Source organism: Streptomyces sp. Isolate_45 (assembly GCF_024721315.2).
Lineage (GTDB): Bacteria > Actinomycetota > Actinomycetes > Streptomycetales > Streptomycetaceae > Streptomyces.
The window spans coordinates 1-23,764 of the sequence record NZ_JANFAK020000090.1 but is presented as its reverse complement, the minus strand read 5'-3'; the positions used below and the strand labels follow the sequence as shown (position 1 = coordinate 23,764).

The following is a 23,764-nucleotide window of genomic DNA, read 5'->3' as shown; positions in this document are numbered from 1 at the left end:
GACCCCGTGCGGTGGCCGCCGTATTCCTGGCCTCCCTGCTCTGCGCCCTCGCCACCGCCTGCGGCGGCGGGGCCACCACCCCCTCGAAGGCCGGCGGGAGGCTCGCCGTGACCGTGGCCGGCAGCGATCACCTGGGCGGCGCCCCCGTCCACATCGCCGAGGAACGCGCCCTGTGGGCCGCCGAGGGCGTCGACGCCACCGTGACCACCCTGCCCACCGGGCGCGACGCCCTGAACGCCGTACTGGGTGGCCAGGCGCAGCTCGGGATCGTGGGCGACCTGCCCGCCGTGACGGCCGCGCTGAGCGGGCGCGACGTGCGGATCGTCGCCGACCTCTCGCGGTTCTCCGACTGGCGGCTGCTGTCCGCCACCGACCGCGGCATCACCGGCTTCGCGTCGCTGAAGGGCCGCAAGGTCGGGGTCCCGCGGGGCACGAACGTCGAGTACGCCCTGAGCCGGATGCTCGGCTCGGCTCAGCTGACCGCGGCCGACGTGACCGTCGTCAACCTGGCCCCCAACCAGGTCGCGGCGGCGCTGGCCCGCGGCGACGTCGACGCCGGCGTCACCTTCCCCAGCTTCTACGACGCGGCGCGCACCGCGCTCGGCGACCGCTACGCCGAACTCCCCTTCACCGGCTACACCGCGCGGACCCTCCTCATCGCGGGCCCCTCCGCGGCCGACGAAGCCGTGACGGCGGTCCTGCGCACGGTGCTGCGCGCCCAGCAGGCGGCGACCGCCGACCCGGCGGCCGCCCGGGCGGCCGTGGTCGCCCAGTCGAAGGGCGCGCTCCAGGCGGCGTACGTCGACGCCTTCCAACCGCGCTACACGTACGGCGCGAGCCTGTCGCCCGAGTTGCTGACGCAGCTGACGGACGAGGCCGCCTGGGCCAAGGCCACACAGTCCCTGCCCGGCGACGCCGACCGGGCGGCCCTGCTGGGGAAGTTGCGTCCCGGTCCGCTCAAGGCCGTCGATCCGGCAGCCGTCACCGTCGGCTGACCTCCCACCCACCCGCGTCCCACCGGCCCACCCTCCCCTTCACCCGTTCCGACCGCCCACCGAAGGAGCTCCCCCATGTCCGTCGACCAGAACACCCTGCGCCGCCGCGGTACCGGCCTGCGCGCCCACGACCCCGAACGCAGCCACGGCGGCTACACGCTCTACACCCCCATCACGGGGGACGGCGAGATCCACCTCGTCGACATCGAGGGCCGCACCGCGCACACCTGGAAGTCCCCGTACCCGCCCGGCCGGCAGGCGCAGTTGCTGCCGAACGGCAACCTCTTCTACGCGGCCAAGGACACCTCCGGGCCGACGCTCTTCCCGATCTGGGACGTCTACCACGGCGGCATCTTCCAGGAACTCGCGCCCGACTCCACCGTGCTGCGCGAGGTACGGCACCCCTTCCACCACCACGACGCCTCCGTGCTGCGCAACGGCAACCTGCTCATCACGGTGGTGGAGCCGCTGTCCCCGGCCGACGCGGCCCGGATCCGCGGCGGCATCCCCGGCTCGGAGGCCGCGGACGGGGTGATCTACGGGGACGTGGTGTACGAACTGACCTGGGCCGGCGAGACGGTCTGGCGCTGGGCGGCCATCGAGCACCTCGACCCCGAGGAGGTGCCGCTCAACCCGCACTTCGCGCGTGAGCACTGGCCGATGGCCAACACCGTCAACGAACTCGCCGACGGCGGCATCGTGATCGGCTTCCGCAGTGCGTCCACGACGGTGGCCGTCGACCGGGCGGACGGCTCCGTGCGCTGGCGGATCGGACCCGATGTCCTGGCGCAGCAGCACCACCCCCACGAGCTGCCGGGCGGCAACATCCTGGTCTTCGACAACGGGACGTACCGCGACACGACGTCCGTGCCGTACTCGCGGGTGCTGGAGCTGAATCCGGTCACGGGTGAGGAGGTGTGGGCGTACGAGGACAACCCGCCGCAGAACTTCTACAGCCCGTACATGTCCAGTGCGCAGCGGCTGCCGAACGGGAACACGTTCATCGCCGAGGGTTCCTTCGGGCGGCTCTTCGAGGTGACTCCGGACGGGGACGTGGTGTGGGAGTTCGTCGTCCCCGAGTTCGGCGCGTTCAGCCGGGGCACCGGTCTGGAGTCCTCGCGCGGCGCCCAGAACTCGGTGTTCCGGGCCTACCGGTACGGGGCGGAGCAGATTCCCTGGCTGTGAACGGCGGACGGCCGGTCCCGCGCCCCGGGTGACCGGGGTGCGGGACCGGCCGGAGCCGGTGCGGCCTCGTCAGTTGTTCGAGCCCACGGTGTTGTCGTGACCGGCGTTGAAGATGTCGTCCGCGGCGAACTGGAACCAGTCGCCGAAGACGAGGTTGTAGTTGTTGCCTTCCGGAACGGTCACGGTCACGTCGGCGCTCGCGGCGGAGGCGCCACCGAAGACGAGGGCGCCGGCGGCGAGGACCGTGAGGACGGAACGGACAGATCGCATGGATCCACCTTTCGAAAGGGAGGGGGCAAGCACCGAAGGTAGGCAACCGCGACCCGGCTGTCCCCGCGCCCGACGGCGTGGCCGCGAGTCCCATCCGAATGGACCAGCCGTACGGGGCCGCCGGCCGGAAGCAGACCCATCGGGGTGAACAGCGGGCTACGGACTGGTAACTTGCGCGAGTTGATCAAGGCCGGGGGGCCCGGTTTCACCCTGCCGCCCGGCAGAGCCACCCCCCGAGCAAGGAACCACATTGGCCCGCACCGTCCGCACGACGGCCCTCGCCCTCGCGCTCTCCGCCGCACTGTTACCCGCGACCCCGGTCTTCGCGGCCGACGCGCCCACGCCCCACCTGGACTCGGTGGAGCAGACCCTGCGCCAGGTGTCCCCCGGCCTGGAGGGCTCCGTCTGGGAGCGCAGCTCCGGTAACCGGCTGGGCGCCTCCGCCCCCGGTGGCGCCGACTGGCTGCTCCAGACGCCCGGCTGTTGGGGCGACCCCTCCTGCACCGACCGGCCCGGCACCCGCAGGCTGCTCGACAAGACGCGGGAGGACATCTCCAAGGCCACGCAGAGCGTCGACATATCGACGCTGGCGCCCTTCCCCGACGGCGGGTTCCAGGACGCGATCGTGGCCGGGCTGAAGGAGGCCGCGCAGAAGGGCAACCGGCTCCAGGTCCGCGTCATGGTCGGCGCCGCGCCGATCTACCACGCCACCGTGCTGCCGTCCGCGTACCGCGACGAACTGGTCGCCCGGCTCGGCCCGGACGCCGCCAACATCACCCTGAACGTGGCGTCGATGACTACCTCGAAGACCGCGTTCTCCTGGAACCACTCGAAGCTGCTCGTCGTGGACGGCGAGTCGGTCATCACCGGCGGCATCAACAGCTGGAAGGAGGCCTACCTCGACACCGCGCACCCGGTGAGCGACGTCGACCTCGCCCTGTCCGGTCCCGCCGCCGGCTCGGCCGGCCGGTACCTGGACACCCTGTGGGACTGGACCTGCCGCAACAAGGGGAACTGGGGCTGGAGCGCAGCCTGGTTCGCCTCCTCGAACAACGCCGGTTGCCTCGCCACGCTGCCCCGGCCCGCGTCGCCGCCCGCGGGTGGCGACGTACCCGTCCTGGCCGTCGGCGGTCTCGGCGTGGGCATCCGGCAGAACGACCCCTCCTCGACGTTCCGCCCGGTCCTGCCGACGGCACCCGACACCAAGTGCGGCATCGGCCTGCCCGACCGGACCAACGCCGACCGGGACTACGACACGGTCAATCCGGAGGAGAGCGCCCTGCGCGCGCTGGTGGAGAGCGCCACCGAGCACATCGAGATCTCCCAGCAGGACGTGCACGCCACCTGCCCGCCGCTGCCGCGCTACGACGTCCGGCTGTACGACGCGCTCGCGAAGAAGCTGACGTCGGGGGTCAAGGTCCGCATCGTCGTCAGCGACCCCGCGAACCGGGGACCGATCGGCAGCAACGGCTACTCCCAGATCAAGTCCCTGTCCGAGGTGAGCGACGCCCTGCGCGGCCGACTGACGGCGCTGACCGGTGACGAGGGCCGGGCGAAGGCCGCGATGTGCCGGAACCTGCAGCTGGCGACCTTCCGCTCCGCGGACAGCGCGACCTGGGCGGACGGCAAGCCGTACGCCCAGCACCACAAGCTGGTCTCGGTGGACGACTCGGCCTTCTACATCGGCTCGAAGAACCTCTACCCGTCCTGGCTCCAGGACTTCGGCTACATCGTGGAGAGCCCGGCGGCGGCGCGACAGCTGGCGAGCGGGCTGCTGGCACCCCAGTGGCAGTACTCCCGGGCCACGGCGACGTACGACCACACGCGCGGCCTCTGCCAGGCCTGACCGGTGACGGCCCGGGGCGGTGCGCGCCGGGCCGTCAGCGACGGGTACTACGCGAGGCGGACGGGAGTTCGACGACAGCCCCTAGCGCTTGCGCTGGGCCGGGGTGTTCACCAGGAGCGCCTCGGACACCAGGCGCACGCTGCGGGACAGCCTGCCCAGCTGTTCGAGTTCGATCGCGTACATGCGGATCGTGTTCTCGATGACCGCCTCGGCCATGCCCATCGTCGGCAGGTCCGCGCGGCTGGTGTGGAGCGCGACGCGCACGGCGCGCATCTCGTGCTGGAGCTGGAGCTGCACGTGACGGGCGAGGAGGGCGTGGTGACGGGTCAGGGTCAGGTAGCCGCCGTAGCGGGCCGGGAGGAGGTCGCGCAGCCATCGGGCGGCGGTGCGTTCCCAGTCGTGCGTACCGGGGCTCTTGACCTGCAGGGGCCAGTCCGGGCTGCGCGTGAGGGTGGCCGTCTGGGACATTCTCGTCACTTCCGAGGGGTATCGAACTCTGATCGAGACGGTGCTGGTGGGCGGCCTCGGCCCAGGGGTTGACCGAGGCCGCCATGGGCGCCCTGCGGGATCCGAAAGCCTGACTCGACACCCGGTCGCACCGTGAGGAGGAGCGGTGTACCGGGTGCCCGTTCGAGGAGGACGTGGGGACGTCCTCCTTGGCATCTGATGGATCCGGGGCGCCGCCGTCAGTAAACATATATACCGTCGAGTAGGCAAGGGTATGAAAAATTTCATGCACCTACCGGCACTGAATATTTCCGGTCCGTCAGGCCTCTAGAGGAAGAATCCGTGCTGGTCGGCGACCTGCTCGTACTGTTCGAGCCGGGCCTGGGTCCGCTCCGGATCGGCGTCGGCCATCGCCTGGAGCAGGGCGGCCGACAGCATGCCGGGCGCCGCGTACGAGTCGAAGACCAGCCGCGAACCCGTACCGGCCGTGAGGACCACCTCGGCCTCGTCGACCAGGGGCCCCAGGGTCGGGTCCGTGATCAGGACCACGCGCAGGCCTGTGCTGCGGGCCGCCCGCAGGGCCGCGAGGGTCTCGTTGGCGTGCCGGGGCATGGCGAAGGCCAGCACCCAGGTGCCGCCCGCCGCCCGGGACTGCAGGAGGGCGTCGTAGGCGACGCTGCCGCCCCGGGTGACCAGGCGGACGTCGGGGTGGATGCGGCGGGCCGCGTAGGCGAAGTACTCGGCGAGGGAGACGGAGATCCGCAGGCCGAGCACGGTCAGCGGGACGGAGCGGGCCAGCTCGCGACCGATGTCGAGGACCTGGTTGGTGTCGGCGAGCAGCCGGCGGACGTTCTCCAGGTTCTCGATCTCGGCGTCCACGGCCGCCTGGAGCTCGTTCTGCCGGATCTGCTCCCGGCTGTCCGGGGTGCCCGCGACGGCGCTCAGCGCGATCGGCTGGAGGACGTCCCGCAGGGCCGGGTAGCCGCTGAACCCGAGGGAGGCGGCGAAGCGGGTCACCGAGGGTTGGCTCACGCCGACCCGTTCGGCGAGCTCGGTGATCGACAGGAACGCCGCCTCGGTGAGGTGGTCGATCAGGTACTGGGCGATCCGCCGCTGCCCCGGGGAGAGCCGGTGACCGTCGAAGAGCGCGAGGAGCCGGTCGGCCGGTGGCCTCACCTGCTCCGGCGCCCGTCCGCCCGGCGTGATCGCAGCCGCCTGGGCGCGTGCCTGCTGCCCCGATGACACCGGCGGGCCTCCTTCTCACGTCACTCGTGTTCCAACATAGCCCACGCTCCGTGTCCGGTGATCAACTCCCTGGTCGGGTGCCGCCGCGCCCGGGGACGCGGCGGCACCCGCTCAGGCGGTGCTCCGGGTGCCCGCGGGGCGGCCCGAGCCCCGGGCGAGGGAGTACCCGAAGACCCCCGCGAGGGCGGCGAGCACCCCGCCGGCGGCGGTCCAGACCCAGCGGTCGGACCACCGGCCGCCGGACCAGCCGTCCTCGGGCGCGCGCGCCGCCCGCTGCTCCTCCGGGGCGCCCGCGATGCCCGGGACCAGCGGTTCGGCCAGGGCGGCGTCCACGGCCACGGCCCCGCCCACGTCCTTGACGTCGGCCTCCACCTGCGCGCGGACCGGCAGGCCCAGGTCGTCCTCGGGCAGTCCGACGACCGTCAGGCGTACGTAGTAGCTGCCCGGCAGGGGGTCGTTGGCCCAGGGTTCGGCGCCGGAACGCACGGTGCGCAGGGTGCAGGAGAGTTCGGCGGTCACGGCCTCCTTGGCCGCCGCCTTCGTCTGCGTCCCGTAGGCGCAGGCCTGGCGGCGGCGCAGTCCGTCGTACACGTCCAGCTGCCAGGTCGCCGGGCCGTGCCGCAGCGCCGGCTCGGGCAGGGTCACCGTCGCCCGTACGGTGACCCGTTGGCCCGCGTCGACCGGGAGCACCCAGTAGAGGTAGTCCCCCGTGGAGGCGGCGGCGGTGGCCCGTTCGCCCGGCCGGAAGGCGGTCGCGGTACGGAAGCCGGTGCCGGCCTCGGTCGGGCCGGCGGAGTCGCCGGCCCCGCTCGGGGTGGGGGTCGGACTCGGGGCCGCGGCGACCGGGGCCGCGGCGCCGGCGAGGGCCAGTGCGGCCAGCAGCGCGGCGGTCGATGTCCTTGGGGTACGCATCAGTTGGTCCTCCGGACGGAGATGTGCCGGCGCGAGGTCCAGCCCCATACCAGGCCCGCCGACAGGCCGGTGAGGGCGAGCACGGCCAGCAGCCACCAGCCGCGGCCGAGGCCGAAGGAGGCGACGTCGGACGCGTCGTCGGGACCGTCGACCACGTCGATGGTCAGCTCGACGGGCATGCCGGGGGCGGTCTTGACGGCGGGCCCGGCGGAGAAGGAATTGCTGACCTGGAGGCACACGGTCTCGGGTGCCCGGGCGGCGTCGCCGTCGGCGTCCTCCAGGGTGGCCTTGGGGTAGCGCAGGCCCGTCGAGATGACGTCGGTGCGGCCGTCACCGGACTCCGATCCACGGACGATCTCCCGCCCGTGGACGGTCGTCGCGCGCAGCAGGATCCCGTAGTCGCGGTTGACGGCGCGGTCCGCCCCGATGCTCACGGAGGCGCGCAGTTCCTGCCCGGGGCGGACGTCGACCCGGTACCAGCGGTGCTCGCCGAACGTCTCGCGGTCGGAGTAGAGGCCGGCCCCGAGCTTCGGGGCGTTCGCGCACCGCTCGGCGCCCTCGGTGGCCACCGGGGTGACGACGGGGTCGGCGGCCCGGTCGACGAGTTGTCTGACCCTGCCGGAGAGTTCGGCGGTGTGCTGCACCGAGGTGTAGGTGCCTCCGGTGGCCTCGGCGATGCAGGTGAGCTGGGCGCGGGTCTTGGCGTCCGGGACCAGGCCGAGGGTGTCCACGACGAGGTGGATGCCCTTCGCCGCGATCTCCCGGGCTACTTCGCAGGGGTCGAGCGGGGCGCAGGTGTCCTCGCCGTCGGTGATGAGGACGATCCTGCGGGTGGCGTCGCCGCCCTCCAGGTCCTGGGCCGCGCCCAGGAGGGCGGGGCCGATGGGGGTCCAGCCGGTGGGGGCGAGGGTCGCGACGGCGGTCTTCGCCTCGGTGCGGTTCAGCGGTCCGACGGGGTAGAGCTGCGCGGTGTCCTTGCAGCCGAGCGCCTTGTCCTCGCCCGCGTAGCCGGCGCCCAGGGTCCGTATGCCGAGCCGTACGTCCTCGGGCACCGCGTCGAGGACCTCGTTGAAGGCCTGTTTGGCGGCGGCCATCCGGGACTGCCCGTCGATGTCGGTCGCCCGCATCGAACCGCTGACGTCGAGGACGAGTTCGACCTTGGGCGGTTCCTTTCGAGGTCCGTCGGCGGCGGCCGCGGTCGTCGGGAGGAGTCCCGCGCTGAGGGCGACGAGCAGGCCGCAGGTCGCGGCCGCCAGCCGTTTTGTTGTGATCATCGCCGGATCGTATTGAGGATCCCGCACCGATCCAAAACGGTCCGCGGCGGCCGCCGTTCACCCTGCGGCGGCGGGTGCGCGGAAAGCGGCTACCAGCGCACCGGGAGGTGGGTCGTGCCGTGCATCAGGGTGCCGGGCAGCCACTCCAGGGGCCCGCCGGAGTCGTCGCGGGCCAGGTCCGGGAAGCGTTCCAGGAGTCCGCGCAGGGCGATGCGGCCCTCCAGTCGGGCCAACGGGGCGCCGATGCAGAAGTGCAGGCCGTGGCCGAACGCCAAGTGCCCCTGCGGGGCGCGGTTGATGTCGAAGGTGTCGGGCTCCGGATAGCGCTCGGGGTCCCGGTCGGCGCCGGCCAGGGAGACGAACACCACGGCGCCGGCGGGGATGACCGCCCCGCCGAGCTCCACGTCCCGGGCGGCATGACGGTAGGTGGCGTTCTGCACCGGGCCGTCGTAGCGGAGCATCTCCTCGATGGCGCCGCCCAGCAGGCCGTCGTAGTCGGCGCGGAGCGCGGCCAGTTGGGCCGGGTGGTCGAGGAGGGCGCGCAGGCCGTTGGAGATCAGGTTGACGGTGGTCTCGTGGCCCGCGACCAGCAGCAGGAAGGCCATCCCGATCAGTTCGTCGGGGGAGAGCGAGTCGCCGTCCTCGTCGCGGGTGCGGATCAGTGCGCTGAGGAGGTCGTCCCCGGGAGCCTTGGCCTTGGACTCGATGAGGTCCGCGAGGTAGGCGCTGAGTTGCTGCTGGACCGTCGAGTTCAGGTCGGGGGCGACGGGCGCGACGACGGCGTTGGACCACTGTCGGAAGCGTTCGCGGTCGAGGTCGGGGACGCCGAGCAGTTCGCAGATCACCGTCATCGGGAGCGGGAAGGCGAGCGCCTCGATGAGGTCGGCGGACCGTTCGGGGCGGGCGGCCATCGCGTCCAGCAGGTCGTCGGTGATCCGCTGGACGCGCGGCCGCATCGCCTCCACCCGCCGGGCCGTGAACTCCCGTGCCACCAGGCGGCGCAGGCGGGTGTGGTGGGGCGGGTCGGACTCCAACATGTTCGAGCCGGCGGCCGTCGCCACGAGGTCCGGGTACATCCCGGAGGTCCGCCAGTCCTTGAGGAGGTCGGGGTGGTTCAGTGCCTGGCGGGCCTCCTCGTAGCCGACGACCAGCCAGTTCGTGTCGGCCACCATGGCCATGCCACTGACCTGGTGCACGGGCCCCGCGGCGCGCAGCGCGGCGTAGAAGGAGTGGGGATCCGCGCCGAAGTCCCGCGCGGCGGTCTTGATGTCTACTACATCCATCGCCCCACACTACGAGAGGCCCGCCCCCCGAAGGTGCTGAAAACCGGCCACTCCCCCGAGTGGCGGTGGCCGATCGGCTACCGCACCGTCCCCTCCGGGTCGGGCAGCCCGCGCGGGAGGCGACCGGTGTGGACCACGTCGAGGTGCTGGGTGGCCCGGGTGAGGGCGACGTACAGGTCGCTCGGCGGGAAGTCGGCGGGTTCGGCCACGATGACGGTGTCGAACTCCAACCCCTTGGCCTGGCGCGGGTCGAGCAGCACCACCGGACGGGTCAGGTCCGGCTCCTCCCCCGCCCGTACGCCGGGCAGCGCCGCGGCCAGCGCTTCGTGCAGGGGGCGCGGAGCGATCACCGCGAGCCGCCCCTCGGCCGGGGTGGCCGCGCTCAGGGCCTCGGCGACGCCGGCGGCGAGGTCGTCCGCCGCCCGGACCCGGGGCGGCGTTCCCGTGGACCGCACCGAACGAGGGGGCTCGAAGCCGGGCAGGTGGGCGCGGAGCACGGCGGCGGCGACCTCCATGATCTCGGCGGGCGTACGGTAGTTGACCCCGAGGCGGACGCGCTCCCAGCGGTTGCCGACGTACGGCTCCAGGATCTTCCGCCAGGAGCCGCAGCCCGCCTCGTCGCCGGTCTGGGCGGGGTCGCCGACGAGGGTCATGGACCGGGTGGGGCAGCGGCGCATGAGCAGGCGCCACGCCATCTCGGACAGTTCCTGCGCCTCGTCGACGATGACGTGGCCGAAGGCCCACGTCCGGTCGGCGGCGGCGCGCTCGGCCGTGGTGCGGTGGTCGGCCTCCTCCTGACGTTCCGCCATGCGCTCGGCGTCGATGATGTCGTGGGCGGCGAGGTACTCGTTCTCGGCGTCCTCGAACTCGAAGGAGTCCGATCCCTGCGAGAGGTCGAGGACGCCCTGGGCGTAGGCGATGCGTTCCAGCCGGTCTCGTTCCTCGGCGGCCCGCCCGGCGGTGTCGTCGAACCCCAGGAGTTCGGCGGCCTCGTCGAGGAGCGGGACGTCGGCGGGGGTCCAGTCGCCCCCGGAGCGGCGGATCAGGTCGGCCTCGTCCGGCGGGAGGTGGGTGGGGTCGGCGAGGAACCCGGCCACCAGGCCCAGGGGGGTGAGCGGGGGCCAGAGGCTGTTGATGGCCGCGTGCACCTCGGAACTCGTGGCGATCTCCTTGCCGAGTTGCGCGATGTCGTCCGGGCCGAGGAGGTTGGGGCCGCCGTACGGGTCGGCGCCGAGCCGGTCGGTGAGCTGCGCGGTGAGGGCGTCGATGACGGCGAAGGCGAAGTAGGGGCGGGCGAGGTTGTGCGGCAGGCCGGTGCCGCGGGCCCGGTCGCGGGCCTCGTGCGCCATGGTGCGGTCCAGCAGCAGGGTGCCGTAGTCGTCGTGGTCGATCTCCAGTGCCGGTTCGGGGACCACGTCGTTGTCCTCGCCGCTGCCCGCGGGGATGCCCTCGGGCAGGGTCTGGTGGTCCTCGACGACCCGTGCGAGGACCTCCGCCATGGCCGCGCGGCCCTTCACGGCGGCGGCGCCGGGGCGGTCGGTTCCGGTGGCGCGGACTCCGGGGAAGAGGTCGCCGGGCGAGGCGAGGAGCACGCCCGTCTCACCGAGGGAGGGCAGCACCTCCCCGATGTAGCCGAGGAAGGCGGGGTTCGGTCCGACGATCAGCACGCCGCGCTTGGCGAGGAGTTCCCGGTACGCGTAGAGGAGGAAGGCGGCGCGGTGCAGGGCGACGGCGGTCTTCCCGGTACCGGGGCCGCCCTCCACCACCAGGGCCCCCTGGTGGGGCGAGCGGATGACGCGGTCCTGCTCGGCCTGGATGGTCCGCACGATGTCGTGCATGCGGCCGGTCCGGGCGGCGTCGAGGGCCGCGAGCAGGACGGCGTCCGCGTCCGACCCCTCGAAGCCTGTGCGCTCGGTGTCGGAGAGGTCGAGGATCTCGTCGTGCAGGGCGGTGACCGTGCGCCCCCGGGTGGTGATGTGACGGCGGCGGCGCAGACCCATGGGAACGTGCCCCGTCGCCAGGTAGAACGGGCGTGCTCTTTCGGCCCGCCAGTCGATTACCAGTGGCGTGCGTTCGGCGTCGTCCTGCCTGATTCCGATACGGCCGATGTGGTGGTCGCGGCCGTCGGTGAACTCCAGGCGACCGAAACAGAGACCGTGTTCGGCCGAGTTCAGCGCGGAAAGCAGCCCGGATTGTTCGGCGACGACTACATCGCGTTCCATACGGGCCTGAAACCCGTTGCCACCCTCCTTCAGGGCCGCCCGAACGGTACGTTCGGCCTGGTCCCGGAGGTCTTCGAGACGCGCGTACAGCCGGGTGATGAATTGCTGCTCATTTTCATGTTCCACGTTTGACAATTCCACTCCCGACGCGATACGATGCCACTGCAAAGCTTCTTCACGTCTTCGCCGTAAATCTCTGCGCGCAATACGTGAAACAATGAATATACGCAGGCGAACACCCCGGACGTCAATTCGTCCGGGGTTATTTTTTTGCGCCGCGGACCCACGGGCCCCGCGCGGGCCGGCCAGTACCCTTGCGGGATGACGACGCAGAAGACCGTCGATGTGAACGTTGACGCGATGATCGAGGACCTCCGGGCACTCGTCGAAACCGAGTCCCCCTCCCGCGACACCGACGCGCTGGCGGCGTCGGCCAAAGCGGTGGCCTCCCTCCTCGACCGGCGACTCGGGGGGCACGCCGTCCTCGTCGAGAGCGACGCCGGACCGCACGTCCACTGGTCGGGCGGCGGCACCCCCCGCGTACTGGTCCTCGGCCACCACGACACGGTGTTCCCGCTCGGCACCCTCGCGCGCCGCCCGTTCACCGTCACCGACGGGCACGCCACCGGCCCCGGGGTCTTCGACATGCTGGGCGGCCTCGTCCAAGCCGTGCACGGGCTGGCGGCGTTGGAGGACCTCTCGGGCGTCGAGGTGCTCGTGACCGCCGACGAGGAAGTCGGCTCGCACTCCTCCCGCGCGCTCATCGAGGAGCGGGCCCTGGCCTGCGGCGCCGTGCTCGTGTTCGAGGGCGCCGCCGAGGGCGGCGGCCTCAAGACGGCGCGCAAGGGCTGCGGCACCTTCCGGGTCACCATCAGGGGCCGCGCCTCGCACGCCGGACTGGAACCCGCGGCCGGCGTCAACGCCCTCGTCGAAGCGGCGCACCAGGTACTGGAGATCGCGACGCTCGGTCGGCCCGGGATGGGCACGACCGTCACCCCGACCGTCGCCGCCGCCGGAACCCTGGACAACGTCGTACCCGCGGAGGCGACCGTCATCGTCGACGTCCGGGTCGAGACGCGGGACGAGAAGGAACGGATCGAATCGGCCTTCGCGGCACTGACCCCCCACCTCGACGGGGCGTCCATCGCCGTCGAGGGCGGAATCGGCCGACCCCCGATGCCCGAGTCAGCTTCGGCCGAACTCTTCGCGTTGGCAGGGCGGTTGCAGCCCGGCATCGAAGGCATGGCCGTCGGCGGCGGAAGCGACGGCAACTTCACGGCCGCACTCGGAGTGCCGACGCTCGACGGCCTCGGCGCGGTCGGGGGCGGCGCCCACGCCGACCATGAGTACCTCGTCGTCGACGCCATGCCCGAGCGGGCCCGCCTCGTCACCGGCCTGGTCAACGCGATCCGGGGTGCGGCGGAGGGCCGGGAGGCGTAGGCCGGCGGGCGGGAGGGCCGGATCCCGGCGGCAGCCGGCCACCCCCCGACCCGGCGGCCCCCGGGAAGTGACCTCGCGTCGGACGAGGACGGTTTGTCCTGGTTCTTCTAGCATGGGCGTCCCGTCCCGGCCGTCGTACCGAGGAGAGGCATGTCCCGAGCACACCGGTCCGCCGCGCGATCCGCAGGCGTGTTCCTCTCCGCTCTGGCGGTCGCGACGACGCTCGCCGTACCGGCCTCGGCGGACCCCGACGGACCCCGGCTCCCCCCGGCCCACGACCACGCGGGCGACCGTTTCCCCGGCCACCCGCACGACCGCCCGCACGGCGGCGTCCCCGGCCACCCCCTCGCCCGCGCCGCCGCCGCGGCCGAGCCCGCCGCCGACGAGGTCGCCCTGCTCGGCGAGGAACACGCCCGCGCCCACGCCGGTCGGCGCGCGGCGGCCGAGGGCGCCGTGGGGTACCCGCAGGCCACCCGCACCGCGAGCCTGGAGTCCCTGCGGGCGTCGCAGGGGCGCGCCAACGCCGCCTTCGAGGCGTCGGAGTCCGGCCGGTTCACGGACTTCTTCCCCTCCCCCGACTTCGGCGTCCACCTCGCCCAGTTGCCGACCGGCAAGGTGCTGCTGTTCTCCTTCGAACGCGTCGAGACCGACCCCACCAAGGAGACCGGCCCCACCGACCGCATCGGTCCGACGAACGCCGGCCGCGCCTTCCTGTGGGACCCGGCCCGGGGAACCGGCCCGAGGGCGTTCAAGGAGGTCCGACCGCCGACCGTCCTGATGCCCGACGGCACGCACGTGCCGCGCCCCGCGCCGTTCTTCTGCGCCGGGCACGCCTTCCTGCCGAACGGCATGCTCGCGGTGTTCGGCGGCAACACGGGCGGCAAGGGGGGCAGCGGCGCGAAGCTGTCCTTCGTCTTCGACCCGTGGACGGAGACCTGGTACCGCAACCGCGACATGGCCGCGGGCCGCTGGTACCCCTCGGTGGTGACGGGGGCGGACGGCCGCCAGATCATCATGTCGGGCCAGTCAGAGCGGGGCACGGGCACCCCCACGCCCGTCGTGGAGCGCTTCCCTGCGAAACGCCTGCCGGTGCCCTGGCGGCCGTACGACATCCCGCTGGACGTCGCCGCCGAGCGCTTCGGCGCCGACGCGCCCTTCCGCAACGACTACCCGCACCTGTTCTCGCTGCGGGACGGCATGGTCTACGGCCTGGGCCGGGACGCCGACCAGCAGTGGCTGTTCGATCCCGTCGCGGAGACCCGCCGCGACCTGCCCCGGCGTCCGGCGGACTTCCGCGGCTACGGGTCCGCCGTGCCACTCCCCGCCGGGTTCCGCGGTCCGGACTCCGTGCTCGTCCTCGGCGGCGACCCGCACGACCCCCACACCTACCGGCTCGCGGGAGGCCGGTGGACCACCGAGGAACCGAGGGCGTTCGGCCGCACCCAGGACGACACGCTGATCCTCCCGGACGCCACGCTGCTCACGGTCAACGGCGCCCTGAGCACGCGGGACTACGGCAACGGGCCGTTCAACCCGAAGGCCGACCTCAAGTACCGGCAGACGGAACTGCGCGACGCGCGGGGCCACTGGCGGCTCGGCCCGGCCCAGCGGCTCCCCCGCGGCTACCACTCCAACGCCCTGGTCATGCCCGACGGCCGGATCATGGTGACGGGGGACGAGCTCCAGCAGATCGCCAACGACCCCGACATCGGGGACGCCATGGACGGCAGCGTCGAACTCTACGAGCCCGCCTACCTGCACCGGGGCCCCCGGCCCTCGCTCGACCGGGTTCCCGGGGGCGAGCTGGCCCACGACACGGCCTTCGAGGTCCGCAGCGCGAGCGCCTCGGCGGTCCGGCGGGCGGTGCTGTTGGCCCCGACGACGGTGACGCACGCCGTGAACACCAGCCAGCGCCACCTCGAACTGCGCGTCACCGGGGTGCGGGGCGAGACCGTCGGACTGCGGACCCCGCCGTCCGCGGCGGACGCGCCGCCCGGTTACTACATGCTGTTCCTGCTCGACGCGCGGGGCGTCCCCAGCACCGCCAAGTGGGTGAAACTCGGCGTGCGCTAGGGAACCTCGTGTTCACCCCCGTGGCGGTTGCCCGGCACCGAATCCGGCCCCCGGGCGCGTCGCACGGATGGGTGTGGACGGAGCCCCCCGGCACGACAGGCCGACGGGGGGCTCGTAGCGTCGTGAGCGTCGGGGTCCCGAGGGCCCGGCGAGGTGAACTCTCCTGCTGAGAGGCCGTGTCGATGCGAAACGACGCCCCCATATCCAGCCTGCTCCGGGTCCACCGGGGACACGCCGAACCCGAGGAACTGGCCGCCATCGCGGTCGTCTTCGCCTGCCTCGCGGGGCGGGCCGCCGCGCCGACCGCCGACACCGGGAAGGCCCGGCACCGCCGCCCGCGTCCGCGGCCGACGGGCCACGGTTGCTGGTCGGGGTGCTGGGCCTGCGCCTGACTCCCGCCGTCGGTCAGGACCGCGCGAGCAGGTGCGTCATCGCCTCCAACAGCGCCGCCCGCGGGTCCGCCGCGGCCCCCTCCGCACGCCAGGCCACGAACCCGTCCGGGCGTACGAGTACGGCCCCGTCGGCCGGCAGCTCGTGCAGCGCGGCCCAGTCGGCCTCGGGTGCCTGGACCAGGTCGGCGTCGGGCGCCGAGCCGATCGTCCAGGCATCCAGGCGGGCGGACAGCTGTCGCGCCACCTTCCCGGCGGCCTCCTGCCAGGGCGTGCCCGGCGAGCTGAGCAGCACGAACGAGGTCTCGTACAGGTCGAGCGTGGAGATCCGCTCCCCCGCCCGGGTCAGCCACATGTGCGGTGCGCGGGTGCCGACGTCGCCGGTGAGGCGCATCTTCTCCGGGATGATCGGCCGGGCGGTGTCGCCGCCGATGACCGCGCCCTTCGGGTAGGCGTAGCCCATGGCGGTGGTCAGGACGCCGCTGCCGGGGCCGCCGCCCATGGTGGGGGGCGGCACGTAGCCGGGGTGGCTGTGCTCGGCCGAGCGGGCGGAGGCCCGCTCGCTGGTGGCCTTGGCGACGGGCAGGCGCTCGGCCTCGTACGTGTCGAGGAGGTCGGGGCCGGCGGAGCCGTTGAGCACCGCCGCGACCTTCCAGGCGAGGTTGTGCGCGTCCTGGATGCCCGTGTTGGAGCCGAACGCGCCCGTCGGGGACATCTCGTGCGCGGCGTCGCCGACCACGAAGACGCGGCCGACGCGGTACTGCTCGGCGACCCGTTCGGCGGCGTGCCAGGGGGCCTTCCCGCCGATCTCGACGTCCAGGTCGGGCACCCCGATGGCCTCGCGGATCTGCGCCACGCAGCGCTCCTCCGTGAAGTCCTCCAGGGTCTCGCCCGTCTCCGGGTGCCAGGGGGCGTGGAAGACCCACTGGGTCTCGTTGTCGACCGGCAGCAGGGCACCGTCCGCGCCGGGGCGCATCAGGTAGCAGACGATGAAGCGCAGGTCGCCGAGGGCCTCAGCGAGGTTCTCGGACCGGAAGACGATGCTGACGTTGTGGAACAGCTCGCCGTTGCCGGTCTGGCGGATGCCGAGGGCCTCCCGGACGGGGCTGCGCGGGCCGTCCGCGGCGATCAGGTAGTCCGCTCGGACGGTGAGGTGCTCACCGGTCTCGCGGTTCTTGACCAGGGCGGTCACTCCGGTGGCGTCCTGGTCGAAACTCATCAGTTCGGTGGAGAAGCGCACGTCGGCGCCCTGTGCGCGGCTCTGGGCGGCGAGGACCGGCTCGATGTTGTTCTGGCTGCACAGGCACCAGCCGGTCGGGCTGAAGCGGGCCAGGGCCCCGGAGGGGTCGACCGCCTTGATCAGCCACTTGTGCTCTCCGCCGATCAGCGCGTGCGTCTGCAGGATTCCCTGGTTGGCCTCCAGCGCGGAGGCCTCCTTGCGGATGGCGGGCTCGGCGCCCGCCGTCCGGAACAGTTCCATCGTGCGTGCGTTGATCCCTCGTCCGCGGGGGTGGACGGAGGTACCGGAGTGCTTCTCGACCAGCAGGTGCCTGATGCCGTGGCGGCTCAGGAACAGCGAGGTGGACAGGCCCACGAGGGAGCCGCCCACGACGAGGACCGGTACGCGAACATCGGCATGCTCTTCCATCAGCTGCGGGCTCCTGTTTCGTCTGGGGGCAGTGGTCGCCTTATGCCCCCGATGAGCCTCGATGCCCTGGCGATTCGCCGGTTGTCACCCGCTTGATCCGGAGATGTAGCGATCCGTACCCGGCCGGATGACGATGAGCGACAGCGGTGGCCCCCGGCCCCGCCGTCCCCGATCGCGCGGGGCGCCGGCCCCATCGACCCGGGCAGTTGCCGCCGATGACGCACGTGAGCGCGTTCGCGCCGGACTCCGGGCCCTCACGAAGGAGTGAGCAGATGACAACCACACTGTCCGAACGGGTGTCGCAGTCGGCCTTCGACGGCTCCATGCTCCGGGTCGTCCTGCTGATGGACCTGCACGAGGGGGTCCAGCAGCAGTTCTTCGAGGCCTACGAGCAGCTGCGGCACGACATCGCCTCGGTCCCCGGCCACCTCGGCGACCAGCTCTGCCAGTCGTTCGAGAACCCCGAGCAGTGGCTGATCACCAGCGAGTGGGAGAGCGCCCCGCAGTACCTCGCCTGGGTGAACAGCGAGGAGCACACCGAGCAGGTCCGACCGCTGGGCGCCTGCGTACGGACGATGCGGCCGATGCAGTTCACCGTGCTGAAGGAGACCGGCCGGCGCTACGACGTCCCCGCGAAGGGCTTCGGCGGCCGTTTGCAGACCACCCCCCGGCTGGGCGCGGGCGTCGTGCGCCACGCGCTGACCTTCACGGTGAAGCCGGGCACCGAGGCGAAGGTCGCCGAGATCCTGTCCTCGTACTCCTCGCCGGCCGCGCAGGTCGACGAGCACACCCGCCTGCTGCGCACGTCCCTGTTCATGTACGGCAATCGGGTGGTCCGGGCGGTGGAGGTGCAGGGCGACCTGACGGCGGCGCTGCGCCACGTGGCGAAGCAGCCGGAGATCCGGGCCGTCGAACAGCAGATGGACCCGTACCTGGAGCAGGAGCGGGACCTGACCGACCCGGAGTCGGCCCGGATGTTCTTCATGCGGGCGGCCCTGCCGGCCGTCCACCACGTGGCCGCTCCCCGGCGGGAGCCTCAGGAGGTGCGCAGGCACGCGCTCTTCTACCCTGCGAAGGCGGGCTGCGGTCCGCTGCTGGCCCGGTTCCTGGCCCGGCAGGACGAGGCCGCCGCGCAGCGTCCCACCAGCCCGGTGGTGAGCAGCAGCGTGTTCCAGCGCGACGACGTCGTGGTCCGGCTCCTCGATGTCGCCGGTCCTTCGGACGGCCGGTTCGCGGCCGGCTTCGGCATCGACGGGCCCCGCAAGGCCGCGGTGCTCCGGCGCCTGCTGGCCGGGGAGCCGGGCCCCGTGCCGGACGGCGCTCCCCACCCCATGGACCTGATCACCGACCGTCGGGCTCCGGCGCGGTCCTGATCCCGGCCGGCCGCGGCGTCCGCCGGCGCGGCCCCGAGCAGTACTCCCACCACCACCGGCAGACCACGTTCAGGCTCCGCACCGCCAGGAGGAAGTCAGTCATGACCCAACATCACCCGCGCATCGTGGATCTCAGCGAGACGCAGCCCAACACCCGGCGCGGAGGTGACCTGCGCGCCGTCCTCACGCCGACCTCGGTGGGCTCGACCAGCGGCTTCATGGGCCTGGCCGTCATGGCCCCCGGGGAGTCGATCGCCGAGCACTACCACCCGTACTCCGAGGAGTTCGTGTACGTGGTCAGCGGCACGCTGGAGGTCGACCTCGACGGGGAGCCGCACCCGCTGCGCACGGACCAGGGGCTCCTGGTGCCGCTGAACGTACGGCACCGTTTCCGCAACGTCGGGAGCACCGAGGCCCGGATGGTGTTCCACCTCGGCCCGCTCGCGCCGCGCCCGGAACTCGGGCACGTGGACACCGAGGAGGCTCCGAACCCGGAGGCCTCCGGGTGGGCGGAGCGCCCGCCCGAGCGTACGGGTGTGGTCTCTTGACCCGCCGACGGGTGGCCGTCACCGGGGTCGGTGTCGTCGCGCCCGGCGGTATCGGCGCCACCGCGTTCTGGGACCTGCTGTCCAACGGCCGTACGGCGACGCGGGGCATCACCCTCTTCGACCCGGCGGGGTTCCGCTCCCGGATAGCCGCCGAGGTCGACTTCGAGCCGACCGCACACGGCCTGGGCCCCGATGACGCGGCCCGGGCGGACCGGTACATCCAGTTCGCGCTGGTCGCCGCCCGCGAGGCGGTGGCCGACGCGGGACTGACCCTCGACGGCGACGGTGCGTGGCGCACCGGGGTCTCCCTGGGCACCGCCGTGGGCGGGACCACCCGTTTGGAGCACGATTACGTCGCCGTCAGCCAGAAGGGCGACTGGTGGGACGTGGACCACCGTCTCGCCTCGCCCTTCCTGCACCGCGCGTTCACGCCCGCCACGCTCGCCTCGGCGGTGGCGGAACAGACCGGGGCGCGCGGGCCGGTGCAGACCGTCTCCACCGGCTGCACGTCCGGGCTCGACGCCGTCGGGTACGCGGTGCACGCCATCCAGGACGGCCGGATGGACGTGTGCATCGCCGGCGCCTCCGACTCGCCCGTCTCCCCGATCACCGTGGCCTGCTTCGACGCCATCAAGGCGACCTCGGCGAACAACGACGACCCGGCGCACGCGTCGCGGCCGTTCGACGCGGACCGGGACGGCTTCGTCCTCGGTGAGGGCGGCGCGATACTGGTGCTGGAGGAACTGGAGCACGCCCGGGCCCGCGGTGCGACCGTCTACTGCGAGATCGGCGGCTACGCCACCTTCGGCAACGCCCACCACATGACGGGGCTGACTCCGGAGGGGCTGGAGATGGCCCGGGCCATCCAGACGGCCCTGGCCCAGGCCGAGGTCGACTCCGGGGAGATCGACTACGTCAACGCGCACGGTTCCGGGACCAAGCAGAACGACCGTCACGAGACGGCGGCCGTCAAGCGGGTCCTGGGTGCGCACGCCTACAAGACGCCGATGAGTTCCATCAAGTCGATGGTGGGGCACTCCCTCGGCGCGATCGGCGCGATCGAACTCGCGGCCTGTGTCCTGGCCATGACCCATCACGTGGTGCCGCCGACGGCGAACTACGAGACCCCGGATCCCGAGTGCGATCTGGACTACGTGCCGCGCACGGCCCGCAACCACACCCTGCGCAACGTGCTGTCGGTCGGCAGCGGCTTCGGCGGCTTCCAGTCCGCCGTGGTCCTGACCCAGCCCAAGGAGGTGCGCGCGTGAACAGCCGTACTGCCACGACCGGCAAGTCGGTGGTCGTCACGGGCATCGGAGTCGTCGCACCCAACGGGGTCGGCGCGGATGCCTTCTGGAAGGCGACGCAGGCGGGCGTCAGCGTCCTCGACCGGGTGACCCGGAAGGGGTGCGAGCACCTGCCCCTGCGGGTCGCCGGCGAGGTCCGGGGATTCGAGCCCGGCACCCTCGTCGAGGACCGGTTCCTGGTGCAGACCGACCGCTTCAGTCACTACGCCCTGGCCGCCGCCGACCTCGCCCTGGAGCACGCCCGGCTCGGCCGGGGCGACTACGAGGACGATCCGTACGCGGTGGGTGTCGTCACCGCCGCGGGGTCGGGCGGCGGCGAGTTCGGGCAGCGCGAGCTGCAGCGGCTGTGGGGGCAGGGCCCCCGCTACGTCGGCCCGTACCAGTCCATCGCCTGGTTCTACGCGGCCAGCACCGGTCAGGTCTCCATCCGGCGCGGGTTCAAGGGCCCGTGCGGGGTCGTCGCCTCCGACGAGGCGGGCGGGCTCGACGCGTTCGCCCACGCGGCCCGCCAGATCCGTCGGGGCAGCCGGGCGATGCTGGTCGGCGCCACGGAGGCGCCGCTCGCCCCCTACTCGATGGTGTGCCAGCTCGGGTACCCGGGCCTCAGCACCCGGGAGGAACCGGAGCGCGCCTACCGCCCCTTCACCTCGAAGGCGTGCGGGTTCGCCCCGGCCGAGGGCGGCGCGATGTTCGTCGTCGAGGAGGCGGCCGCGGCCGTCGCCCGGGGCGCGACGGTGCGGGCCGTACTGGCCGGCCACGCCGCGACCTTCACCGGGCCGGGGCGCTGGGAGGAGTCCGCCGAGGGCCTCGCCCACGCGATCCGCGGCGCGCTGGCGGAGGCCGGTGTCGCGCCCGAGGAGGTCGACGTCGTCTTCGCGGACGCCCTCGGCACGCCGGAGGCCGACGCCGCCGAGGTGCGGGCGATCCACGACGCGCTCGGCGGACACGGGGCCCGGGTTGCCGTTACCGCCCCCAAGACCGGTACCGGACGGGCGTACTGCGCGGCCGGCACCCTCGACGTCGCCGCGGCCGTCATGGCCCTGGAACACGGCGTCGTACCCCCCACGCCGAACGTCTTCGAGGTCTGCCACGACCTCGACGTCGTGACCGGCGGCGCCCGGGTCGTGCCCGTGCGGACCGCGCTCGTACTGAGCCGGGGCCTCATGGGCTCGAACGCGGCGGTCGTCCTCCGCAAAGGGCCCGAATCGTCCGTGTAGGGATCGGGACCCGCTCGTCAGGGCCGCGGCGTCCTCGGCGCGGCACTCCGGAAGCAGGAAAGAGAGAAGGCACCCATGTCCGACCGACTGACCATGGAAGAGCTCGCGGCCCTGATGAAGACCGCGGGCATCACCGTCGACCCCTCCGAGATGCAGAGCCGTCCGGAGTCGCGGTTCGACGAGTACGGACTCGACTCGCTGGGCCTGCTCGGCATCGTCGGCGAGCTGGAGAACCGGCGTGGTCGGGCGCTGCCCACCGACGCCGACCGCTGCAAGAGCCCCCACGAGTTCCTCGACCTCGTGAACAACAGCCTCATGACCGGAGCCTGACATGCCTGGACACACCGACAACGAGATCCACGTCAACGCGCCCGTCGACGTCGTGTGGGACGTGACGAACGACCTGCCGAACTGGCCGGAGCTGTTCAGCGAGTACGCGTCGATCGAGATCCTGGAGAAGGCGGGGAACACCACCCGGTTCCGCCTCGCCATGCACCCCGACGAGAACGGCGTGGTGTGGAGCTGGATCTCCGAGCGCACCGTGGACCGCGCGGGCCTGACCGTGAAGGCCCGCCGGGTCGAGACCGGACCGTTCGCCCACATGAACATCCACTGGGAGTACGGCGAGGTGGCCGGCGGCGGCACCCGGATGCGCTGGGTGCAGGACTTCGCGATGAAGCCGGACGCCCCCATCGACGACGAGGGCATGACCAAGCGGATCAACCACAACTCCCGGATCCAGATGGAACTCATCCGGGACAAGATCGAGCAGGGTCGGCGCGCAGTCCGCACCCCGGTCGCCGAGCGGCGCTGACCCACCGGCCGCCCCCGCCCCGCCCCATCCCCTCACCCCACCTCTCCTCACCAGAGACGAAAGGCAACCCTCCGATGCACCAAGCCCTCATCGTGGCCCGCATGGCGCCCGGTTCGGCGCCCGACATCGCCGGCCTGTTCGCCGCCTCGGACGCGGGCGAACTCCCCCGGCTGGTGGGGGTCAAGCGCCGCAGCCTGTTCCAGTTCGGGGACGTGTACCTGCACCTGATCGAGTCCGAGACGGATCCCGGTCCGGCCATCGCCCAGGTCACCGGGCACCCCGAGTTCCGCGATCTCAGCGACCGGCTCTCGACGTTCATCAGTCCGCACGACCCGCAGACCTGGCGGGGCCCCAAGGACGCGATGGCGCACCGGTTCTACCGCTGGGAGCGGGACGCCGGAAGGTAGTCCGTACGGGTGCCCTTGCCGCCGACGGAGCGTTCGGGCGGCCTGGGCACCCAGGACCGTGGCCGTGGTTCACCGCTCGTGACCGGAAAGATTCGGCAGGTAGTTTTTACATGAATACCTGACTGAATTCCCGTCAACAAGATTCCGCCTCATATCTCGATTTGATAACGAGATCCCTTTATTGGCCTGGACCATTCGGGCGCAACGCGCGTAACTTTGTTTATTTTAAAGCAAGTTGACAGTTCATCAGATTCAACCACAAGGTAACGGATAGATTTCTCGGGCCCCATTCCCGTTTGTCCGAATTCTTCTCGGCGTCCTTCTGGCAAGCTTCCGCGCACCCACCCCCCTCACATCGATTTGAGGTGCGCATGACAGCCAGACGCGCGGGCGGCCAACGCCGCAGACCCCGTGAGGACCGGCGCAAACCCCGGCGGCTCATACTCGTCACCGCCGCCGTTGCCGCGGCGGCGGTGATCGCGGGAGGCCTCGCCTACTCCGGGTTCGGCGACCAGGCCGAAGCGGTCCCGCCCGCCATGGCCGCGGGACCCGGCACGGACTCCCCCGAGCCGGCCTCGGCGCCCGCCCGGGACGCCGAACCCGCCCCCATCGCGGCCAAGCCCGCGAACGAGGGCATACGCGGAATGGTCTACGACGGCCTGGAGGCGGCGCCCAAGGGCGACACCTGCGCCGGTGTCTACCGCACGGACGCCGGCCACTGCACGCACGGCCCCGACGCCCCTCCCGGCGGCGTCGACATCAAGAAGGACATCCCGCCCGCGGTCAAGGCGAAGGCCCCGGCCGCCGACCCCGCCGCACCCGCCGCGGGCGACCCGGCCGCCACGGAAGGCGGCGGGCGTCCTCAGGAC

22 protein-coding genes and 1 pseudogene are annotated in these 23,764 nt (G+C 72.5%); 15 read left to right on the top strand and 8 right to left on the bottom strand.

Features of this window, described 5'->3' with window-relative positions:
* Window positions 1-11 precede the first annotated feature (11 nt).
* Together NOD94_RS25975 and NOD94_RS25970 are read left to right on the top strand one after the other, a co-directional pair.
* Window positions 12-995: an NrtA/SsuA/CpmA family ABC transporter substrate-binding protein gene (locus tag NOD94_RS25975; protein WP_281208524.1), complete on the top strand. Its 984-nt coding sequence runs from the start codon at window positions 12-14 to the stop codon at window positions 993-995.
* Between the two features lie 75 nt (window positions 996-1,070).
* The gene (locus NOD94_RS25970; RefSeq protein WP_281208523.1) at window positions 1,071-2,180 is read left to right on the top strand and encodes an aryl-sulfate sulfotransferase; all 1,110 of its coding nucleotides are present in this window, start codon (window positions 1,071-1,073) and stop codon (window positions 2,178-2,180) included.
* Between the two features lie 69 nt (window positions 2,181-2,249).
* Here the strand turns inward: NOD94_RS25970 and NOD94_RS25965 are convergent, their stop codons facing one another.
* On the bottom strand, window positions 2,250-2,450 hold the full coding sequence (locus tag NOD94_RS25965; protein ID WP_281208522.1) for a hypothetical protein: 201 nt from the start codon (window positions 2,448-2,450) through the stop codon (window positions 2,250-2,252).
* A 250-nt stretch (window positions 2,451-2,700) separates the two neighbouring features.
* Between NOD94_RS25965 and NOD94_RS25960 the strand changes: the two genes are divergently transcribed.
* Window positions 2,701-4,296: a phospholipase D-like domain-containing protein gene (locus tag NOD94_RS25960; RefSeq protein ID WP_281208521.1), complete on the top strand. Its 1,596-nt coding sequence runs from the start codon at window positions 2,701-2,703 to the stop codon at window positions 4,294-4,296.
* 81 nt (window positions 4,297-4,377) lie between these two features.
* Here the strand turns inward: NOD94_RS25960 and NOD94_RS25955 are convergent, their stop codons facing one another.
* The 6 genes from NOD94_RS25955 to NOD94_RS25930 all read right to left on the bottom strand — a co-directional run bounded on the left by NOD94_RS25955 (window position 4,378) and on the right by NOD94_RS25930 (window position 11,457).
* The gene (locus NOD94_RS25955) at window positions 4,378-4,764 is read right to left on the bottom strand and encodes a hypothetical protein (RefSeq protein ID WP_281208520.1); all 387 of its coding nucleotides are present in this window, start codon (window positions 4,762-4,764) and stop codon (window positions 4,378-4,380) included.
* Window positions 4,765-5,070: 306 nt separating this feature from the next.
* A complete protein-coding gene (locus tag NOD94_RS25950; RefSeq protein ID WP_281208519.1) occupies window positions 5,071-5,988 on the bottom strand; it encodes a MurR/RpiR family transcriptional regulator in 918 nt (305 codons plus the stop codon).
* 111 nt (window positions 5,989-6,099) lie between these two features.
* On the bottom strand, window positions 6,100-6,900 hold the full coding sequence (locus NOD94_RS25945) for a hypothetical protein (protein WP_281208518.1): 801 nt from the start codon (window positions 6,898-6,900) through the stop codon (window positions 6,100-6,102).
* Window positions 6,900-8,174: a VWA domain-containing protein gene (locus tag NOD94_RS25940; RefSeq protein ID WP_281208517.1), complete on the bottom strand. Its 1,275-nt coding sequence runs from the start codon at window positions 8,172-8,174 to the stop codon at window positions 6,900-6,902. The genes NOD94_RS25945 and NOD94_RS25940 overlap by 1 nt, the downstream gene beginning before the upstream one ends.
* 89 nt (window positions 8,175-8,263) lie before the next feature.
* Window positions 8,264-9,457, bottom strand: a complete 1,194-nt coding sequence (locus NOD94_RS25935) for a cytochrome P450 (RefSeq protein WP_281208516.1) — start codon at window positions 9,455-9,457, stop codon at window positions 8,264-8,266.
* Window positions 9,458-9,534: 77 nt separating this feature from the next.
* Window positions 9,535-11,457 carry an AAA family ATPase gene (locus NOD94_RS25930; protein ID WP_281208515.1) on the bottom strand — a complete coding sequence of 641 codons (1,923 nt, stop codon included), beginning with the start codon at window positions 11,455-11,457 and terminating at the stop codon, window positions 9,535-9,537.
* 6 nt (window positions 11,458-11,463) lie between these two features.
* Between NOD94_RS25930 and NOD94_RS25925 the strand changes: the two genes are divergently transcribed.
* The 4 genes from NOD94_RS25925 to NOD94_RS25910 all read left to right on the top strand — a co-directional run bounded on the left by NOD94_RS25925 (window position 11,464) and on the right by NOD94_RS25910 (window position 15,584).
* Window positions 11,464-11,811: a hypothetical protein gene (locus NOD94_RS25925; protein ID WP_281208514.1), complete on the top strand. Its 348-nt coding sequence runs from the start codon at window positions 11,464-11,466 to the stop codon at window positions 11,809-11,811.
* Window positions 11,812-12,000: 189 nt separating this feature from the next.
* Window positions 12,001-13,119 (top strand): M20 family metallopeptidase, encoded by a 1,119-nt coding sequence (locus NOD94_RS25920; protein WP_281208513.1) that lies wholly within the window; start codon window positions 12,001-12,003, stop codon window positions 13,117-13,119.
* 150 nt (window positions 13,120-13,269) lie between these two features.
* Window positions 13,270-15,192, top strand: a complete 1,923-nt coding sequence (locus NOD94_RS25915) for a glyoxal oxidase (protein WP_281208512.1) — start codon at window positions 13,270-13,272, stop codon at window positions 15,190-15,192.
* Window positions 15,193-15,374: 182 nt separating this feature from the next.
* On the top strand, window positions 15,375-15,584 hold the full coding sequence (locus NOD94_RS25910; RefSeq protein ID WP_281208534.1) for an acyl-CoA carboxylase subunit epsilon: 210 nt from the start codon (window positions 15,375-15,377) through the stop codon (window positions 15,582-15,584).
* 13 nt (window positions 15,585-15,597) lie between these two features.
* On the opposite strand, the gene NOD94_RS25905 is transcribed toward NOD94_RS25910, so the two are convergent.
* Window positions 15,598-17,229: an FAD-dependent monooxygenase gene (locus NOD94_RS25905; protein WP_281208511.1), complete on the bottom strand. Its 1,632-nt coding sequence runs from the start codon at window positions 17,227-17,229 to the stop codon at window positions 15,598-15,600.
* Between the two features lie 272 nt (window positions 17,230-17,501).
* On the opposite strand from NOD94_RS25905, the gene NOD94_RS25900 reads away from it, so the two are divergent.
* From NOD94_RS25900 to NOD94_RS25865, 8 genes and pseudogenes are all read left to right on the top strand, one after another.
* Window positions 17,502-18,602, top strand: coding sequence for a SchA/CurD-like domain-containing protein (locus NOD94_RS25900; protein WP_281208510.1), 1,101 nt, complete (start codon window positions 17,502-17,504; stop codon window positions 18,600-18,602).
* Between the two features lie 101 nt (window positions 18,603-18,703).
* Window positions 18,704-19,150 (top strand): cupin domain-containing protein, encoded by a 447-nt coding sequence (locus tag NOD94_RS25895; protein ID WP_281208509.1) that lies wholly within the window; start codon window positions 18,704-18,706, stop codon window positions 19,148-19,150.
* Window positions 19,147-20,418, top strand: coding sequence for a beta-ketoacyl-[acyl-carrier-protein] synthase family protein (locus tag NOD94_RS25890; protein WP_281208508.1), 1,272 nt, complete (start codon window positions 19,147-19,149; stop codon window positions 20,416-20,418). Before NOD94_RS25895 ends, NOD94_RS25890 begins: the two co-directional genes overlap by 4 nt.
* Complete coding sequence (locus NOD94_RS25885; protein ID WP_281208507.1) at window positions 20,415-21,674, top strand: beta-ketoacyl synthase N-terminal-like domain-containing protein; 1,260 nt, start codon at window positions 20,415-20,417, stop codon at window positions 21,672-21,674. The genes NOD94_RS25890 and NOD94_RS25885 overlap by 4 nt, the downstream gene beginning before the upstream one ends.
* A 75-nt stretch (window positions 21,675-21,749) precedes the next feature.
* Entirely contained in the window at window positions 21,750-22,004 is a 255-nt protein-coding gene (locus NOD94_RS25880; RefSeq protein ID WP_281208506.1) for an acyl carrier protein, read from the top strand.
* 1 nt (window position 22,005) lies between these two features.
* Window positions 22,006-22,488, top strand: a complete 483-nt coding sequence (locus NOD94_RS25875; RefSeq protein WP_281208505.1) for an SRPBCC family protein — start codon at window positions 22,006-22,008, stop codon at window positions 22,486-22,488.
* A 74-nt stretch (window positions 22,489-22,562) separates the two neighbouring features.
* On the top strand, window positions 22,563-22,895 hold the full coding sequence (locus NOD94_RS25870; protein ID WP_281208504.1) for a TcmI family type II polyketide cyclase: 333 nt from the start codon (window positions 22,563-22,565) through the stop codon (window positions 22,893-22,895).
* Between the two features lie 371 nt (window positions 22,896-23,266).
* Window positions 23,267-23,764: pseudogene (locus NOD94_RS25865) on the top strand (hypothetical protein); the annotation flags it as partial.